The sequence below is a fragment of the Collinsella sp. AF28-5AC genome (assembly GCF_003457875.1).
In the GTDB taxonomy this organism is placed as follows: domain Bacteria; phylum Actinomycetota; class Coriobacteriia; order Coriobacteriales; family Coriobacteriaceae; genus Collinsella.
In genome coordinates, this window is sequence record NZ_QRTA01000017.1 from 23,972 (window position 1) to 40,870 (window position 16,899).

The window sequence follows — 16,899 nt, forward strand, 5'->3', positions numbered from 1 at the left end:
ACGTGGTGATGCCCGGCTCCTTTCATCGGGCTTTTTGCTGATGTTAAAGCGGTGCCGTGACGGCTCGATTTCTGCTGCGTTACGATACGTTCTCAATTGCGATTCCGATGTGTTTCGATGACGTGACGGGTTTGTTTCGCCTTGTCAGGGCTTCGATGGGAGGGGAGGGGCCGTGCAATACCGCGTTGACCCTAAAAGTGGTAACCGAATATCCGCTCTGGGTCTGGGCTGCATGAGGTTTCCCGGTGCGCCGGGACGTCCGGATGCGAAGACAGCCGATGCCATCATTTCCCGTGCGGTGGAGCAGGGGATTAACTACCTGGACACGGCCTATCTCTATCCCGGCAACGAGGCGTGCGTGGGTGCGTCGCTTGAGCGCCTGGGCTTGCGCGACCAGGTTTTGCTCGCAACCAAGCTGCCGCATGCTTCGTGCAAATGCGCGGAGGATTTCGACCGGTTCTTCGACGAGCAACTGCGCCGCCTACGGACTGACCATATCGACTATTACCTCATGCACAACATTACCTCGCCCGCCCAGTGGGAACGTGTGGTGGCGTTGGGCATCGAGGACTGGATCGCGCAGCAAAAGGCTGCAGGGCGTATTCGTCAGATAGGCTTTTCGTACCACGGCAGCGCGGCGGACTTCCTTACGATGCTCGATGCGTATGAGTGGGACTTTTGCCAGATCCAGTACAACTACGCTGGAGAACGATATCAGGCGGGAACGGCGGGGCTCATGGCCGCCGCCGAGCGAGGTCTCGCGGTGTTTGTGATGGAGCCGCTTTTGGGCGGACGCTTGGCAGGCAAATTGCCTCCGCGGGCGCGCGCTGTTCTCGATGGTGCATGCGATCGGCATTTGCATATGCCTGCCGCTTGGGGGCTCTCGTGGGTGTGGAATCATCCCCAGGTGACCATGTTGCTTTCGGGTATGACCGATACCGCGCAGGTGGACGAGAATTCGTCACTGGCAGACCTCGCGTTGCCGAATTCGATGACGGCCAACCAGCTCGACACGATTGCGCGCGTGTTGATGGAGTTTGAGAAATCGAACCGTGTGCCCTGCACGGGATGCGGCTATTGCATGCCGTGCCCTAAAGGCATCAATATCCCTGGATGTTTTGCCGCCTACAACGCAAGCTATGCGCACAGCTGGTTTACGGGGCTGTCTCAATACTTTACGGCGAGCGCGGTGCGCACAAGCGAGCCCAAGTTGGTGAGCAATTGCGTCAAATGCGGCAAATGCGCGCGGCACTGCCCGCAGCACATCGATATTCCCGAGCGTCTCGACGATGTGCGCCGACGTTTCCAGCCTGGTCCCGTGACGGCGGTGCTTAAGGCCTTCGGCAAAACGCGCTCCTCATGACCCTTTTATAACTTGCGGTGGAATAGTTCCTGTTTGCGGCAGAATAGGGGCCAAACAGGAACTATTTCACCGCAACTGAAGGGGGCTGTCGTGGGTCATCGAGATTCATGTGATGATTTGCGTGAGGTTCGTTGGGGCGTTTTGGGCGCCGGGCACATTTCGCATCGATTTGCATCGTCGCTCAAGGAGGTGGACGGGGCACGGCTTGTGGCTGCGGCCGGCCGCACTCCTGCACATGTCGAGGAATTTTGCCGAGCGTTTTCGATCGATGCTGCGCATGGCCATGCCTCGGTCGACAATAACGGCGACGCGGCTTATGGCGCGCTGATTGCCGACCCCGATGTCGACGCAATCTACTTGGCTCTTCCGCATGGCATGCATACGCGTTGGGCCTGTCGCGCGCTGCGCGCCGGAAAGGCCGTGCTGTGCGAAAAGCCGGCCGTTTTGAGTGAGGAAGAGGCTCTCTCGATTGCCTCCATCTCTCGCGAGCGCGGCGTGCTGTTTATGGAGGCGATGAAGAATCGGTTTTGCCCGATGCGCACTCGCGTGAAGGACTTGCTTGCGTCGGGTGAGCTTGGCCGTATTGTCTCGATTGAAAGCGTGCAAAAGCTCGATTACGGCGAGTCTCCTTCGGGCTATCTGCTTGATCCGTTGCAGGGCGGCTGTCTATATGACATGGGCTGCTATGCGGTTGGTTGGTTTGAGGATTTGCTCGCGGGCGCGTGCGAGGTTTCGTCCCGTGAAGTTCGCTGGCGTGACGTATCGGGCGGTCGCGTCGATTGGGCCGACGAGATCCATATGAGCGTCGGCGGTATACCCATTCATATGGTGTGCGACGGCAAAGCAACATATGAAAGCCGCTTAACGATTGCCTGTGAGCGGGGTTCGTTGGAAATCGAGCGTCTCCATCGCCCCGAGCTCGCCCATGTGAAGTACTCCGACGGGCGAACGCTCGAAATAAATGCCCCGTTTGAGGTCGATGATTTCTACGGCGAAATCCAGCATGCGACGCAGCTCATTCAGGCGGGGAAACTCGAAAGCCCCATCATGTCCCTAGCCGCCACGCAGCGCTGCGCGCACATCATCGATGCAATCCGTCTAGCCCTCTAGGACTTGGCGCTGACGCGTAGGGGATCATGACGCCGGCGCCCGTGGTGCCTGGCGGCCCACATCTCTGATGCCCCTTTTATAACTTGCGGTGGAATACGGTCTGTTTGCGCCAAAATAAGGCACCAATAGACCGTATTTCACCGCAACTGATGAGGGGGAGTTGGAGATGCTGACGATCGGGTGCCATCTTTCGACGACGAAGGGCTATCGGGCGATGGGGGAGACGGCGTTGTCCATTGGCGCCAATACCTTTGCGTTCTTTACGCGCAACCCGCGCGGTGGCAAGGCAAAAGACCTTGACATGGATGACGTGGCGGCCCTGCGCGAGCTTATGGAGCAAAACGACTTTGGCCCGCTCGTGGCTCATGCCCCGTATACCTATAACCCCTGCTCCGCTAAGGAGCGGGCGCGCGAGTTTGCCCTGGAGGCCATGGCCGAGGATCTGCAGCGCATGGAAGCGCTGCCCGGCAACTACTACAATTTTCATCCCGGTGCGCATGTGGGACAGGGGGCAGACGTCGGCATTCAGATGATTGTCGACACGCTGTGCCAGGTGATGTTTGAGGGACAGCAGACGACGGTATTGCTTGAGACCATGGCAGGCAAGGGCACCGAGGTGGGCCGTAGCTTTGAAGAACTGGCGTGCATTATCGAGGGCGTTGCCGCCAAGTGCCCAGAGCTGTCCGATAAGCTGGGCGTTTGTTTGGACACCTGCCATGTGAGCGATGCCGGCTACGACATCATCCATGATCTGGACGGCGTACTCGACGAGTTTGACCGCGTGGTGGGTATCGATCGCTTGCATGCCGTACACATCAACGATTCGAAGAACCCTTGTGGCGCCCATAAAGATCGTCACGAGTGCATCGGCAAGGGATACCTTGGCAGCGAGGAATTTGGTGGCGGTATGCAGGTTATGCAGAATATTGTATCGAATGGCCGTTTGTGTTCGCTGCCGTTTATTTTGGAGACTCCGAACGAACTTGCAGGTTATGCAGCTGAAATTAGATTATTAAGGTCATTGCAGCAGTAATGACTGTCACAAAGTAGAGTATTCCATTCACGTTATGGGTTTGTTTCAATCAGTTTTCTCATTGCAGATTCGTAATTCCAGGTGCATAATAGCCAACAGTTTTTGCAGGCCTCTGAATCAAACGAGGTCACCGGAAGGAGACTGATTATGAAGCTCAAGAAGCTTGGCGCATTTGCCGCCACGGGTGCCATGGCGCTCGCCCTCGCACTGACGGGCTGCGGCTCGTCCAACGCCACCTCTGGTTCTGATGCCGGTTCCAGCAGCTCTGACGACGCTAAGGTCGAGAAGGTCGACGGCTCCAAGGAGTACGCGCTCGTCAAGGATGGTACGCTGACCGTCGGCACCTCTGCCGAGTACGCTCCGTTTGAGTACAAGGATGACAACGGCGATTATCAGGGCTTTGACCTTGAGCTCATCAAGGCCATCGGCGACAAGCTGGGCCTGGATGTCGAGTATGTCAACAATGACTTTGACACGCTGGTTCCGGGTGTCGCTTCGGGCGCCAAGTATGACGTTTCCATTGCGGCTATCACCGACACGCCCGAGCGTGAGAAGGAAGTCACTTTCTCTGATTCCTACTACATGGACGATCAGGCTATTGTGACCAAGGTCGATAGCACCGACATCACGGCCGACAACTACAGCGAGAAGCTCAACAACGCTGACGCTACCATCATCGTCCAGTCTGGCTCGACCGCCGAGGCCTTTGCCCAGGAGAACTTCCCCAAGGCCAAGATTGTCCCCTACAAGGACGCTACCGAGTGCTTTAGCGCTCTGCAGTCCGATAAGGGCGACGCTGTAGTCACCAACCGCTCCGTTGCCAGCCAGCTGACCGCCGAGCAGTTCAACACCTGCCAGACCATCAAGCAGATTAGCACCGGCGAGGAGTACGCCATTGCCATCAACCAGGGCAACACCAAGCTCAAGGATGACATCAACCAGGCCATCAAGGACCTGACCGACGACGGTACCGTCGACGCCCTCATGGCTAAGTACAACATCAAGTAAAATAACTACTTGATTGCGCGCGGGCCCTTTCCGTTTTGGCGGAGAGGGCCTTTGCGCTTCTCTTGACGGAGAGCTTTTCCGTCTCGTTTTGCCGGCAACTTCTACGATAGGAGCCACCTTGTCTCGACTGAACAAAGGGGCCGCGGAGCAGCGTTTTCCACTGCCCTCGATGCTCCAAAAGCTGGCCTGTGCCCTGGCTGTGGCGCTCGCCCTGGTATGCGCGGGGGCCTGCGTGCCCACGACCGCCCAGGCGCTTGAGACCGCAAAGATTACCGCCCGACCCAATACCGGTTCGGGTAGCGATGTGGTCGGCGGCACCGAGACGCGCATCACTTGGGAAGTTCAGGCCGATGCCGACGAGGAGCTGAGCGGTCTTTCTTTGACGTTTGTCGACGGCACGACATTTGGTACCGATGACACGCGATTGACGATGCTCTCGGGCGAGGACCTCATGGATCGTACGCCCATGAAACCCACGTGCACGGCTGATGGTCAGACGCTCAAGATCGACTTTGGCGAGACGGCGCCTGCCGGCGGCTTTTTCCGTGTCGAGGTTTATGGTGTGACGTTTCCCGTCGAGGGCGGCGATGAGGTCTTTAGCGGCACCTATACGCTCGCTGACGGGTCGACCAAGAAGATCTCCAAGATTCCGTCGGTGGAGATCAAGGGCGTGACGGCCTTCGATAACTTCCTGGCCGATCTTAAGGAGCAGCCGTGGGTCGAGGCCTGGAACTCCAATATGTTCCTGCGCCTGTTCTTGAACCCGGTCATTTTGGTCCAGAGCCTGCCGATCGTCTTCAAGGGCTTCCTCATGTCGCTCTCGATCGTGCTTGTGGCGTTTCCGCTGGCAATTCCCTTCGGTTTCGCCCTATCGCTCATGCGCATTTCCAAGTCGCGCATCCTGCGCTGCCTTGCCGGTATCTACGTGAATATCATTCGCGGTACGCCGGCGTTCCTGCAGATCTATATCGCGTTCTTCGGTCTGCCGTTGGCCGGCGTCAAGGTTGATGACTATGTGCTCGGCGTCATCGTCATGGCCATGAATTCGTCTGCCTATCTGTGTGAGATCTTCCGTGCCGGTATTCAATCGATCCCCAAGGGTCAAAACGAGGCTGCTCGCTCTCTGGGCATGAATGCCTTCCAGACACTGCTCTACGTTATGATTCCGCAGACGTTCCGCAATGTTTTGCCTACGCTGACCAGCGAGTTTATCTTGCTTTACAAGGATACGTCGCTGCTTGCGGCCGTGGGTGTGGTCGAGATCGTCATGAACGCCCGTACCATCGTGGCCACGACGGGCTCCATCACGCCGTATGTGGTTGCCGCCCTGTTCTATCTGGTCATCACCCTGCCGCTCGCTCGCTTGGTGAGCGGTCTTGAGGCGAGGCTTTTGGGCACGGCCGAGACCAAGAAGAAGCGTCCCGCCAAGAGCGCCGGACAGGTTGTCGCGACGCCTGCCGATCACATCGCCGGTCTGTAAGGAGGTCCTATCATGAGCGAAACCAATAACTCGAACGAGGTCGTCGTCAGTATCAAGAACCTCCAGAAGGCCTTTGGCGACAACGTGGTCCTGCGCGATATCGATCTGGATGTTCACAAGGGTGAGGTCGTTGTGGTCTTGGGCCCCTCGGGCTCGGGCAAGTCGACGATGCTTCGCTGCATCAATCGTCTGGAGCATCCCACGAGCGGCTCGATTGTCGTTGAGGGCGTGGACGTGTGCGCCAAGGGCGTCGACCTTAACAAGGTACGTACGCATCTGGGTATGGTGTTCCAGCAGTTCAATTTGTTCCCGCACCTGTCAGTCAAAAAGAACGTCATGCTCGCGCAGCAGAAGGTACTCAAGCGCAGCAAGGAAGAGGCCGAGAAGATTGCCGTCGAGGAGCTGACCAAGGTCGGTCTTGCCGAGCGTATCGACTTTATGCCGAGCCAACTCTCGGGCGGCCAGCAGCAGCGCGTTGCCATCGCCCGCGCCCTGTCGATGAATCCGCATGTGATGCTCTTTGATGAGGCCACGTCGGCGCTTGATCCCGAGCTTGTCCGCGACGTCCTTGGCGTCATGCGCGACCTGGCGCACGACGGTATGACCATGATCGTCGTGACGCACGAGATGGGCTTTGCCCGCGATGTCGCCGACCGCGTCGTCTTTATGGACGGAGGCGTCATTGTAGAAGAGGGTACGCCGAGCGAGGTCTTCGACCACCCCAAGAGCGAACGCACCAAGGCGTTTTTGGGCAATATCTCGTAGCCGGTTGATGTAACTGCCGTTATTAAAGAGCGGGGGCTGGACTTGAATCCAGCCCCCGCTCTTTTGTAGGGATGGGGATGCGCTTTGATGCAGGCTCTTTTGGAGGTCCTGGGTTCGTTATGCGAGCTCGGCTCCGAGGGCCTTGCAAGCGGTCTCGCCCTCGTCGTCGGGCGCGTCGTAGCAGATGGTGGAGTCCACGACGTTGACGCCGGCCTCGTCGGCGTCGGCCTTCCAGTTGTCCATCCACTCGCCCTCGGCCCACGAATAGGAGCCAAAGAGGACGACCTTCTTGTCGCCGAGAGTCTCCTTGACCTCGTCCCACATCGGCTGGAACTCATCGTACTCGAGTTCCTCGGAGCCCATGGCGGGGCAGCCGAAGGCGAAGGCATCATATTCGGTGGCCTTGTCGGCAGAGAAGTCGGCGCAGGGGATGACCTCAGTCTCGGCGCCCGCGGACGTGGCGCCTTCGGCGACGAGGTTTGCCATGGCCTCGGTGTTGCCTGTACCGCTCCAGTAGACGACGGCGATCTTGCTCATATGTCTTCCTTTCGGTTGTGCGGCGTGCGGCCGCGTTTTGTATGCTCTATCGGGTTGCCTGGACAAGTTGTCCCAGGGTGCAGCCCTGTTGATAGATGTAGGTAAGGTATTGCGTGCATGCGCGATAGGAATCGAAGGTCGTGAGCGCCTGCTCAACGTTTGTGTATACCTTCCATGCGCCAAAGACCTTATAGTTTTCGCCGTGCTGGACGATAAACTGATGGACATCTTCGTAGGGATAGCCCAAAAAATAGCCAATTTCGTGGGGGAACTCGCATATGCACCCCGTATCGCAGTGTCTATTTCGCGCGAGTGCGCAGACGCTGCCGTCATAGGCGCTTTCTGCGGCATTGCTGCTTGCCAGCGTGATGCGCGCGGCGAGATGCACCAGGGATGCGGGCAGGTTGTGGATATCGTAACCTTCGGCGGCTAGCGCCGTCGTGGCACGGGGGTCGGAGAGGTATCGCATGAGGTCCGCAGGGCGGTACACATAGATGAGCGCTCCGCAGGGGCGCCAGACCAAAACGCTCATATGGATCCCGAGTGGCTGGAGCTCGCGGTTGCATTGGGTTATGACGGAGAGCAGGCGAGAGCGTCGCTCTTCGATATGGTCGGCGCCGGGTTTTCCGTTTTGGTTGGCGTAAACGCCGGGATAGGTAAAGAGCGAAGCCGGCTTGATACCTGCGAGCGTAGGGGAGCAGTTGCGCACGACAGCCGTTTGGTATGTTGGGATGTCAATGGTTCGAGTCACGATGCCCCTTTCGGGTCCTCAGTTGTTAGCCTAGGAAAACTTATACACGAAAGTAAGCCATGGTCAACAAAAAAGTTTGAAGAGGGAAACTAATTGACCGAACGGACACGATTTTGGGTTAAGATGGGGACACCCCATGGGGGTATCTAGATAGTGCTACTTGAAAGGGGAACGCATGAGCGACTTGCTCAACCCTGCGAATCTCATCGTGTTGGCCGTCATTGCCGTCGGCATGTTTTTTGGACTGCGTCGCATTGTCGCTTCGACACACGGAAAGAGCTGCTGCAGCGATGGCGCGAGCGGTAAGAAGGCCAAAAAGGTTGTTGTGGTGGATACCGATGCATCACACTATCCCTATAGCGATGAGCTGCTCATCGGCGGCATGAGCTGTGACGGCTGCGCTCAGAACGTAGCCAATGCCCTCAATGCGCTGGATGGCGTGTGGGCAACGGTGACGTATGCGGACCACACAGCGCGCGTGCGCTCCAAGCGGCGGATCGATCGCGGTGTCCTTGAGGCTGCCGTGAGAGATGCGGGTTACTACGTCATGACGCTGTAGGCCTTGCCTTGGATGCGCGTCCTTGTCTAGGCTCGTCCGCGTAGCTCGATGTCCTGGATGTCGTCGAAGTCGATGGCGATATCTTTGAGCTTGAGGAGTTTGAAAGCAGGGAGCGCCTCGTCGAGGATGCCGGTGCGGCTGCGATAGCCGTATGTATCGTAATAGGTGACACGAACCAAGTCGCCGCGCTTGAGGCCCTCGAGCTTTTTCGAAAGTTCGAGGGCTTTTTCTTCTGTGAGTTCGCATTTTGGCTCGGCGGTGATCTCTTGTTTACGCACGAGCTCGTAGTATCCCGTGAGGGCGGCAAAGGGCATAAACTGCGCGGCACGGCCGGCACGGACGGTGCCGTTGGCGGTGAGCTTTGGGTCGGCGGAGCGACGTCTTCCCTCGGGGTCCGCTAGGCGTTCAAAAGGTGTCGGTGGCCGCATCGGCTGTTGTTGGGACTTAGGCACGATGTCCTCCTACCTGATCGTTGCGTTCGCGCGCGGTGGCGCCGGCGGTAAAGCTTAATCCCTTGACGAGCGCGTTCTTGCCGTACTTGCCTTTCACGGCCAGGACGGCGTGCGCCAGGTCGCGCTCGCGCTCATCGGCCTCGATATCGCTGAACAGATCGATGGTGGCAAATTCCTCGGGCATGAGGTTGCCAAATCCCAGGTTGATGCGCTTGACTGGTCGTTTGGGATCGACAGTATGCGCCCAGAGCTCATCGAAATAGCCCATGATCTTCTTAAACGAATTGGTACGCTCGCTCAGCTTTCGCGAGGCGTTAGAGTGCGCAAAGAGTGCGGCATAGCCACCGCGCGGTTTGCCGCCATGCTCTCCCACAAAGATGCCATCGATTGCCTGCGCTTCGCGCACCAGGCGACGCCGTTCGTCATCGCGCTGGACGGGCTTGGGCGCACGGGGCGCGAGCTCGGGGCCGGCGGTTGCGGTGGGTTCGATACTCGATGTGCTCGAGCGCAGGTGCCCGCATCCGTCCACATACTGCGCTGTACCGCTGGCGTCGAGGCGGCGTATGTCGGCGCGTTCGCTCGCGTAGCCCACAAAGAGCGAGATGCTGTCGCAGACCACGTGCTTATCGACCAAGTCTAAAACGGCGTTGTCGACCATCTCGCGCAAGACGGTATAGGCCTGTTCGTAGGCATAACCCTTCGAGAGCACCTGTCCTGTGGTGGTCGAAGTTGCTTGCGGGCGATAGGCTTGGATATCGGCGATGGTTGTCGGCTCGCGCCCGAAGGCATGGTCGATGAGATATTCGGCATTGACGCCGAGCTCGTCGTAAAGCAGGTTTTCGTCGAGCGCCGCGACGCCCATCAGATCGTAGACGCCGTATTTCTCGAGGCGGGCTGCCACGCCGGGACCGATGCCCCAGATATCGGTGATGGGACGATGGGGCCAGATCTCCTTGCGAAAGGTCTCGTCGTCGAGTATGCCGATGCGGCTGGGTACGTGCTTGGCGGTAATGTCGAGCGCTACCTTGGCCTGGAATAGGTTGGGGCCGATGCCGACCGTCGCCGTGATGCCGGTGCGCGCGAGGACCTCGTCGCGCAGCGTGCAGGCGAACCCTTCCGCATCTGTGTGATAGAGGTCCAGATAGGGCGTCACGTCGATAAAGCATTCATCGATTGAATAGACGTGAATGTCTTGCGGACTTACGTATTCCAGATAGATGCCGTAGATTTGCGCCGACACCTCCATATAGTGCTGCATGCGCGGTACGGCCGTGATGTAGTCGATGCCATCGGGAACCTCGAATAGGCGGCAGCGATTGTGAATCCCTAAGTCCTTCATGGCCTGCGTGATGGCGAGGCAGATGGTCGTGCGCCCGCGCGATTCGTCGGCAACGACCAGGTTGGTGGTGAGCGGATCGAGCCCACGGTCGACGCACTCGACGCTGGCATAAAACGTCTTGAGGTCGATGCAGATATAGGTGTGCTGCTCGTGCGCCATCCGTGTCCTTTCATCAAACACATGTTCTTATCGAATACCTGTTCGATAATACCCGCTCGTCCGGACGTCGTCAAAACCTGTCAAAAAGGGACTGGTTTGTTTTGGTAGGTATGGTCGTGCGGTTGGATCGGGTTTTAACGCAGCTCTAAAGAGTGCGAAACAGCTCGGAAAACCTCGCTTCGTAGCATGAGCCTAACGATTGATACCGCCTATACGCACGGAAGGGTTGTGGAAAAGATGGTCAATTATGGGTTTGGTATGCCGACGCGCCTTGTTGCGGATGGAGACGTGGCTCGCTGGTGCGGACGATTGGTCGCTCACTACGGTGGCACCAAGGCGCTGGTCGTGTTGGGCGGTGACAAACATACGCACGATGAGCTCGTCTCGGCGGCGCTCGGCTCGCTTGATCGAGCTCTGCTCGAACGCGTGCTTTTTCGCTGCGGCTTGGTCGGGGGCGATGGGGGAGACGATTTGGTCGATGAGGCCGTAGCCCTGGCGACCGACGAAGGCGTGGACTTTGTCCTGGCGATTGGCGATGCCGATACTGCCGGCTTTGCGCGCGAGCTCGCGCGTCGCATGGCGGCGCTCGATGCCGGCGAAGACGGCTTTGTGCCTTATGGATGCATTGTCTCGGAGGGCAAGGTGCCTGCTGTCGTGGGCACCGGCGAGGTTCCCGTTTTTGCCATTATCGCGCCCGAACTGCTGGAGGGCATCGGGTCTCCTCTGCGTGAGTTACTCGGTAGCGTCTGCGCCGCGGCCTAATATTTGCCATAAAAGGACGGGTTATTTTTGGTTGGTAAAGCGTTTGACCTGCCAAAATAAGCCTGTCCCTTTTTGATCGGTTGCCGTTTGGGGGCCGATTGGCAACGCTCGCTGATTGTAGTCTTGACCTGCGCTAGAATAGTGGCATCTGAATGTCCGGGCGCATGGAGGCGTGCGCCCGTATGCTGAGGAGGACTCTATGGCAACTGTTGCCGCACCTATCGATGCTACGTCGACTGCCGCTTGGAAGGCACTCGAGGCTCATCAGGAGAAGCTCGAGGCCGATGGTATCGACCTCAAGGCCTGGTTCGCTGCCGATGCCGAGCGCGTGAACAAGCTGAGCTTTGACGCCGGTGACCTGCACTTCGATCTGTCGAAGAACCTGGTGACCGATGAGACCGTCAAGCTGCTGTGCGATCTTGCCCGCGAGGTGAAGCTCGAGGAGCGCCGCGACGCCATGTTCTCCGGCGAGCACATTAACACCACCGAGGACCGCGCCGTCCTGCACACCGCGCTTCGCCGCCCCGCAACCGAGAGGGGCCAGCTCATCGTCGACGGCCAGGATGTCGTCGCCGACGTGCACGAGGTCCTCGACCGCATGTATGCCTTCGCCGAGCGCGTGCGCTCCGGTGAGTGGAAGGGCGTTACCGGCAAGAAGATCGAGCACCTGGTGTCCATCGGCATCGGCGGCTCCGATCTGGGCCCGGTCATGGCCTACGAGGCTCTGCGTCCCTATGCCGACGCCGGTATCGACTGCCGCTATATCTCCAACATCGACCCCAACGACCAGGCCGAGAAGCTTAAGGGCCTGGATCCCGAGACCACGCTCGTGATTATCGTCTCCAAGACCTTCACCACGCTCGAGACCCTCACCAACGCCCGCGAGGTCAAGACCTGGATGCTCGAGCAGCTCAAGGCCCAGGGCGCCATCGACGGCTCCGATGAGCAGAACGCCGAGGCCGTGGCAAAGCACTTCGTCGCCGTTTCCACCGCACTCGAGAAGGTTGAGGCCTTCGGTATCGACCCCGCCAACGCCTTCGGCTTCTGGAACTGGGTCGGCGGCCGCTACTCCGTCGACTCCGCCGTGGGCCTGTCGCTGATCGTCGTGCTCGGTCCCGAGCGCTTCCAGCAGTTCCTCGAGGGCTTCCACGCTATCGACGAGTACTTCTGCAACACGCCGCTCGAGAACAATGCCGTTGCGCTGATGGGCCTGCTCAACGTCTGGTACGTCAACTTCTTCGGTTCCAAGAGCCACGCCGTGCTGCCGTACTGCCAGTACCTGCATCGTTTCCCGGCCTACCTGCAGCAGCTCACCATGGAGTCCAACGGCAAGCATGTCCGCTGGGACGGCAGCGCCGTGACCTCCGACACCGGTGAGATCTTCTGGGGCGAGCCCGGCACCAACGGTCAGCACGCCTTCTACCAGCTGCTGCACCAGGGCACCGTGGTGGTTCCGGCCGATTTCATTGCCTTCGCCAATACCGCCAACCCTGCGACCGACAGCGGCCAGGACGTGCACGAGCTGTTCCTGGGCAACTTCCTGGCCCAGACCAAGGCGCTCGCCTTTGGTAAGACGGCCGATGAGGTGCGCGCCGAGGGCACGCCCGAGCAGATCGTCCCGGCCCGCTGCTTTGAGGGCAACCGTCCGACGACCTCGATCTTTGGCGACACGTTGACCCCGTTCGCACTCGGCGAGCTCATCGCCCTGTACGAGCACATCACGTTTGTCGAGGGCACGGTCTGGGGCATCGACTCCTACGATCAGTGGGGCGTCGAGCTGGGCAAGCAGCTTGCCAAGCAGATCACCCCGGCCTTCCACGACGACACCGCCAAGGCCGAGCAGGACGCTTCGACCCAGGCGCTCATCGAGTTCTATCGCGCACATCGCAAGTAGTCGCTGCTGTTAACGCATCGCGTCTTATAGTCAGGGGCCCGTATCCTATCGGATGCGGGCCCCTTTGCTTTGCCGTGGTCCCGGGGCGCACGGCCTTTGTGGAACATCGCCGGGGCGCCGCGCGCTGCGAGAACCCTGCGCCTAGATCTCGGCCTCCGCATGGCCTCGCTGCGCCTCGGGCAGCTCCCCGTAGAGCGGATGGTCTTCGAGCCTAAAGCGCTCGACCTGTTCGGGAGTGCGACCGCGTACAAAGAGCCACGAGCGATCAATCGGCGTCGCCATGAGCGTGCTGGGCAGCGCGTCGGCGCGGTCGGAAAACACCCGGGCACTCTCGGGATCCTGGAACGCCAGCACCAGATGCGTGTCGCAGTTGCCCATGATGGAGCGTGCGCGTGCCTCGCCATAGAGCGCATCGAGCTGGTTGGTCGACTGCAGCAGCAGCGTTGCCCAGATGTTGCGGCTTCGGATAATCGAGAGCACGTTGTCGATCTGGGGGATCTGCAGATTTGCGAAGTCATCGAGCATAAAGCGCACGGGCACGGGCAGGCTGCCGTCGGGCTGCCTATCGGCCTCACGAATGAGGCCCATAAACGCCTGCGAAATAAAGAGGCCGGTCAGCGGATCGAGATTGCGGTCAATATCGCTCACGGTTACAAACAGGGCGCAGGGGGTGTGTCCCATGGAAGCGAAGTCCACCTGATGGCACTCACGATAGAGCTGTGCCGCACCGTCGAATCCCAGACACATGACCTTTTCGGCAAGGATGCCGACGATGCTCGCGTGCATGCGCTCGGCATTTTGCGTAATGGCGTAGCGCCGCCATAGCGAGAGGGCATAGCTTTGGGGGTCGGTCGTGATCAGGTCGTCAAACAATCGACCCGTGGCACCGTCCTGCAGGTGCTCGATCAGCTTGATGACCGAGCTGATCGTCTGCTCGTCGGCGGGTAGCTGTTCGGTGACGTAGGCGATAAGACACGACAGCAGGTTTGCCGCCGCATGATCCCAAAAAGGCTGGTTGTTGTCCTCGATGGGGCAGATGGCCTTTGCCACCGAGAGGATGTCCTGCTGGTTGGGCCTGCCGTCCGCCTTGCGGCGAATGTGCCTCAGGGGGTTGTAGCCGCAGCGCTCGATGCCGGGCGCAGGGGCCGGGACGGTGTTGAGGTCGGCGAAGTTGAGACATTGCACGCGGTAACCGTGGGCTGCCAGCACGGGTCCCACTTCGCGACAGAGCGTGCCTTTGGTGTCGAGCACGATGTAGCTTGCGTTCATTTGCAGCAGGTTGGGCTTGAGGACGTTTCGGGTCTTGCCGGCTCCCGAGGGGCCGATCACAAGTGCGTTGTTGTTGAGTCCCGTTTGGCGGGTGTCGCAGGAAAGCGTTCGATCCTTGGCGAGGATGGTGGACGATGCGGACTCAGATGCGGCGAGGCGGCTGGCGAGGTTAGACATGGGCGACCTCCTTGGTGGTCGAGAGGATTTCGTGGGCAAAGCCGAGCTCGACGGCGCGCTCGGCCGAAAGGTAGGTGTCTTTTGCAGTGAGGGACTGGATGCGCTTGGGCGTGAGACCGCTGCGGTCCGAGAGGATTTGCGTGAGGGTCTTGCGGGTCTGCATGAGACGCCGGCTGGTTTCCTGCAGCGCAAGTGCCGAGCCGCCTGCCCCCTGGGGGATCAGCGGGTCGTGAATCATGAGCTCTGCATGGGGCGCCATACGGCGATCGTCGCCGCCCATAAAGATCACGGCGCCCATGGATGCGGCGAATTCAAGGCAGACGGTGCGGATGGGGCACGATGCGAGGCGCATGGCGTCATAGATCGCAAGACCCGATCGCACGCTTCCGCCGGCGCTGGCGACAAATATGGTGATGGGGCGGCTGGGGTCGGTGGCATCGAGCAGGCGGATCTGCTGGCATAGGTCGTGGGCCATCGGGGTTTCGATGTTTCCCATGACGGAGAGCTCGCGACGGGCGAGCATCTCATCGTAAATGCTGGTGAGCGTGATACCTCGGGCGGATTCACGCATGGTGAGGGGGCTGATGATGGGGGAATGATTGGTGTCCATGAGGACTCCTTTCTGTTGGTTGTGTTGTGGAATAGGATTGTTGCCCGCGGAGGGGCTGGCGGGCTACAGGGTTCGTCTGAGCCTCAGATCGAGCTCGGTTGTGGGGCAGACTGCCTGTTCGTGCGGCTCGCAAGCGCCAAGGGCTCCAAAGCGATGGAGCGTTGCGGCGGGCGTGGTGTAGGCGAGCCGCAGCTGATGCTCGACAGGGGCACATCCGTCATTTTTGTAATGAGCCGCGTAGTACTGGGCGATGCTGGCGTTCATCTCGCTGCCATTGCGATGGCGCTCAAACTGGCGTCTGCAGGTCTCGATGATCTTTGCTACCGACTTGGGTGCCGTCGCGGGAACAAGGGCGAGATAGCCCTCAAATAGCTCGTTGATGCTCAGGAGGCACAGCAGGTCGATCAGCGTCCTTATGGTTGCTCCCTCGGCAGAAAAGTGCGCGGTCACGCGGTTATATCGGTTGCGGTCGACGATGGCCGCATGGGGTCTTGGAGTTTTCTGCCCCGTGGTCCCGGACTTTTGCCGCGCCTGTGTATTGAGCTCGACGTTGCAGCGCTTGAGGCCGTCCAACGGAAGGAACAGTGCGGTGTGCAGGGTGTTCCGCTTGCTTTCGAGTTCATGACGCTCGTCGGGTTTCCATTCGAGCTTGAGTTTCGTGTCGAGTGCCGTAAGCATATGGGCTAGGCAGCCTACGGTAAGAACGTACGAATCGTTGTCGCGTTTTGGGGCATAGGGGTCTGTCAGCTTGCGAATGTCGGGGTCGCCCATGATCTTTGTGCAGCGCTTCAGCAGTTGAGGGTGGTCGGCCAAGATCGTCGCGAGCGGTAGCGACGCGTAGTTCTTGATGGTCGCGGCGGCAAAGGCGGCGTCATATTCGTTTGCATATGCTCGCTCAATGCGGGCATCCAGAATGCTTTTCTTATCGCCGTCTTCAGCGTGGTGGTTTGTCATAGCTTCTCCAATCGGTTGATGTTCGTGCTGTTTGTTGATGTGTTGGTTGTCGTGAGTGATGTGCTTGCCGTGGGTGATGTGCTGACGTTGGGGTGCTATGCGGTTTTCAATGAGCCCGTGAGACAGTTGCTGCAGGGGCGGGATGGAACGGCCCATGCAAGGCGGAAGACATCGTGCTCAAAATCGAGACAGCAATGCCCTAGGTGCCTCACATGTGGCAGTTACCTCATTAAGTTGTCATTACGTTTGGGGTTGTACTTTGCCGATCTTCCTTCTCTTACACGCTAAAACTCAAACTTCATATGCTCGATCTACTTAAAACCGCAACGGCGGTCTTATATCAACTTATATGTCGGAACGCGTCTTTGCAAGTACTTTTTTGCCTTTGTTTCAAATGGGGTGGTTTTGCAACCGTCATACGTGCGCTGTGCGAACGTGCCCCGGCTCGGATAAGATAGTGCGATCGAGTTCTACCGCGCTCACTGCAAGTAGTCTTTGTTGCTGAGATAGGTCACGGCCGAAAGGGGCCCGTATCCCAACAGATACGGGCCCCTTGCTATTTAAATGGGCATGAGGGTGTATTGAGGGGGGATGTCTTGCTGTCGGCATCCGCGTGCGGTGCCATTCGCTCATATGACCCAATCCGCTGTCAAGAGCCACAATGGCCCCGCCGACCG

Annotated in this window: 16 protein-coding genes; 9 read left to right on the top strand and 7 right to left on the bottom strand. The window is 59.1% G+C overall.

The annotated features are described in order from the left end of the window. The first annotated feature begins 172 nt into the window (after positions 1 to 172). From DWZ01_RS09305 to DWZ01_RS09330, 6 genes are all read left to right on the top strand, one after another. The gene (locus tag DWZ01_RS09305) at positions 173 to 1,363 is read left to right on the top strand and encodes an aldo/keto reductase (protein WP_117848780.1); all 1,191 of its coding nucleotides are present in this window, start codon (positions 173 to 175) and stop codon (positions 1,361 to 1,363) included. A 90-nt stretch (positions 1,364 to 1,453) separates the two neighbouring features. Further along, positions 1,454 to 2,473: a Gfo/Idh/MocA family protein gene (locus tag DWZ01_RS09310; protein ID WP_226790583.1), complete on the top strand. Its 1,020-nt coding sequence runs from the start codon at positions 1,454 to 1,456 to the stop codon at positions 2,471 to 2,473. A gap of 166 nt (positions 2,474 to 2,639) precedes the next feature. After that, on the top strand, positions 2,640 to 3,506 hold the full coding sequence (locus DWZ01_RS09315; RefSeq protein ID WP_117848784.1) for a deoxyribonuclease IV: 867 nt from the start codon (positions 2,640 to 2,642) through the stop codon (positions 3,504 to 3,506). Between the two features lie 147 nt (positions 3,507 to 3,653). Then, the gene (locus DWZ01_RS09320) at positions 3,654 to 4,514 is read left to right on the top strand and encodes an ABC transporter substrate-binding protein (RefSeq protein ID WP_117848786.1); all 861 of its coding nucleotides are present in this window, start codon (positions 3,654 to 3,656) and stop codon (positions 4,512 to 4,514) included. A 118-nt stretch (positions 4,515 to 4,632) separates the two neighbouring features. Beyond that, entirely contained in the window at positions 4,633 to 5,994 is a 1,362-nt protein-coding gene (locus DWZ01_RS09325) for an ABC transporter permease subunit (RefSeq protein WP_233506204.1), read from the top strand. A 12-nt stretch (positions 5,995 to 6,006) separates the two neighbouring features. Next, entirely contained in the window at positions 6,007 to 6,759 is a 753-nt protein-coding gene (locus DWZ01_RS09330; protein WP_006234381.1) for an amino acid ABC transporter ATP-binding protein, read from the top strand. A gap of 117 nt (positions 6,760 to 6,876) precedes the next feature. Here the strand turns inward: DWZ01_RS09330 and DWZ01_RS09335 are convergent, their stop codons facing one another. Further along, on the bottom strand, positions 6,877 to 7,296 hold the full coding sequence (locus DWZ01_RS09335) for a flavodoxin (protein WP_117840045.1): 420 nt from the start codon (positions 7,294 to 7,296) through the stop codon (positions 6,877 to 6,879). A gap of 46 nt (positions 7,297 to 7,342) precedes the next feature. Continuing rightward, positions 7,343 to 8,047, bottom strand: coding sequence for a DUF3793 family protein (locus DWZ01_RS09340; RefSeq protein ID WP_158557025.1), 705 nt, complete (start codon positions 8,045 to 8,047; stop codon positions 7,343 to 7,345). 175 nt (positions 8,048 to 8,222) lie between these two features. Here DWZ01_RS09340 and DWZ01_RS09345 point away from each other — a divergent pair, with 175 nt between their 5' ends. Continuing rightward, complete coding sequence (locus tag DWZ01_RS09345) at positions 8,223 to 8,606, top strand: heavy-metal-associated domain-containing protein (RefSeq protein ID WP_197032789.1); 384 nt, start codon at positions 8,223 to 8,225, stop codon at positions 8,604 to 8,606. A gap of 26 nt (positions 8,607 to 8,632) precedes the next feature. Here the strand turns inward: DWZ01_RS09345 and DWZ01_RS09350 are convergent, their stop codons facing one another. Then, entirely contained in the window at positions 8,633 to 9,058 is a 426-nt protein-coding gene (locus DWZ01_RS09350; protein ID WP_231500777.1) for a hypothetical protein, read from the bottom strand. Then, complete coding sequence (locus tag DWZ01_RS09355; RefSeq protein ID WP_117840048.1) at positions 9,051 to 10,556, bottom strand: DNA repair protein; 1,506 nt, start codon at positions 10,554 to 10,556, stop codon at positions 9,051 to 9,053. Before DWZ01_RS09355 ends, DWZ01_RS09350 begins: the two co-directional genes overlap by 8 nt. 237 nt (positions 10,557 to 10,793) lie before the next feature. On the opposite strand from DWZ01_RS09355, the gene DWZ01_RS09360 reads away from it, so the two are divergent. Next, entirely contained in the window at positions 10,794 to 11,318 is a 525-nt protein-coding gene (locus tag DWZ01_RS09360) for an iron-containing alcohol dehydrogenase (protein WP_158558624.1), read from the top strand. A gap of 199 nt (positions 11,319 to 11,517) precedes the next feature. Further along, positions 11,518 to 13,212 carry a glucose-6-phosphate isomerase gene (gene pgi / locus DWZ01_RS09365; protein ID WP_117840049.1) on the top strand — a complete coding sequence of 565 codons (1,695 nt, stop codon included), beginning with the start codon at positions 11,518 to 11,520 and terminating at the stop codon, positions 13,210 to 13,212. A gap of 141 nt (positions 13,213 to 13,353) precedes the next feature. On the opposite strand, the gene DWZ01_RS09370 is transcribed toward pgi, so the two are convergent. The 3 genes from DWZ01_RS09370 to DWZ01_RS09380 all read right to left on the bottom strand — a co-directional run bounded on the left by DWZ01_RS09370 (position 13,354) and on the right by DWZ01_RS09380 (position 16,222). Beyond that, positions 13,354 to 14,658 carry a VirD4-like conjugal transfer protein, CD1115 family gene (locus DWZ01_RS09370; protein ID WP_117840050.1) on the bottom strand — a complete coding sequence of 435 codons (1,305 nt, stop codon included), beginning with the start codon at positions 14,656 to 14,658 and terminating at the stop codon, positions 13,354 to 13,356. Then, the gene (locus tag DWZ01_RS09375) at positions 14,651 to 15,268 is read right to left on the bottom strand and encodes an ATP-dependent Clp protease proteolytic subunit (RefSeq protein ID WP_022094432.1); all 618 of its coding nucleotides are present in this window, start codon (positions 15,266 to 15,268) and stop codon (positions 14,651 to 14,653) included. Before DWZ01_RS09375 ends, DWZ01_RS09370 begins: the two co-directional genes overlap by 8 nt. Positions 15,269 to 15,331: 63 nt before the next feature. Beyond that, positions 15,332 to 16,222 carry a hypothetical protein gene (locus tag DWZ01_RS09380; protein WP_117840051.1) on the bottom strand — a complete coding sequence of 297 codons (891 nt, stop codon included), beginning with the start codon at positions 16,220 to 16,222 and terminating at the stop codon, positions 15,332 to 15,334. Positions 16,223 to 16,899: the final 677 nt, after the last annotated feature.

Excerpts from the sequence above, each read along its gene's own strand:
- DWZ01_RS09315 (WP_117848784.1), top strand. The coding sequence starts at position 2,640 with ATGCTGACGATCGGGTGCCATCTTTCGACGACGAAGGGCTATCGGGCG.
- DWZ01_RS09320 (WP_117848786.1), top strand. The coding sequence starts at position 3,654 with ATGAAGCTCAAGAAGCTTGGCGCATTTGCCGCCACGGGTGCCATGGCG.
- DWZ01_RS09330 (WP_006234381.1), top strand. The coding sequence starts at position 6,007 with ATGAGCGAAACCAATAACTCGAACGAGGTCGTCGTCAGTATCAAGAAC.
- DWZ01_RS09335 (WP_117840045.1), bottom strand. The coding sequence starts at position 7,296 with ATGAGCAAGATCGCCGTCGTCTACTGGAGCGGTACAGGCAACACCGAG.
- DWZ01_RS09345 (WP_197032789.1), top strand. The coding sequence starts at position 8,223 with ATGAGCGACTTGCTCAACCCTGCGAATCTCATCGTGTTGGCCGTCATT.
- DWZ01_RS09355 (WP_117840048.1), bottom strand. The coding sequence starts at position 10,556 with ATGGCGCACGAGCAGCACACCTATATCTGCATCGACCTCAAGACGTTT.
- DWZ01_RS09360 (WP_158558624.1), top strand. The coding sequence starts at position 10,794 with ATGGTCAATTATGGGTTTGGTATGCCGACGCGCCTTGTTGCGGATGGA.
- pgi (WP_117840049.1), top strand. The coding sequence starts at position 11,518 with ATGGCAACTGTTGCCGCACCTATCGATGCTACGTCGACTGCCGCTTGG.
- DWZ01_RS09370 (WP_117840050.1), bottom strand. The coding sequence starts at position 14,658 with ATGTCTAACCTCGCCAGCCGCCTCGCCGCATCTGAGTCCGCATCGTCC.
- DWZ01_RS09375 (WP_022094432.1), bottom strand. The coding sequence starts at position 15,268 with ATGGACACCAATCATTCCCCCATCATCAGCCCCCTCACCATGCGTGAA.
- DWZ01_RS09380 (WP_117840051.1), bottom strand. The coding sequence starts at position 16,222 with ATGACAAACCACCACGCTGAAGACGGCGATAAGAAAAGCATTCTGGAT.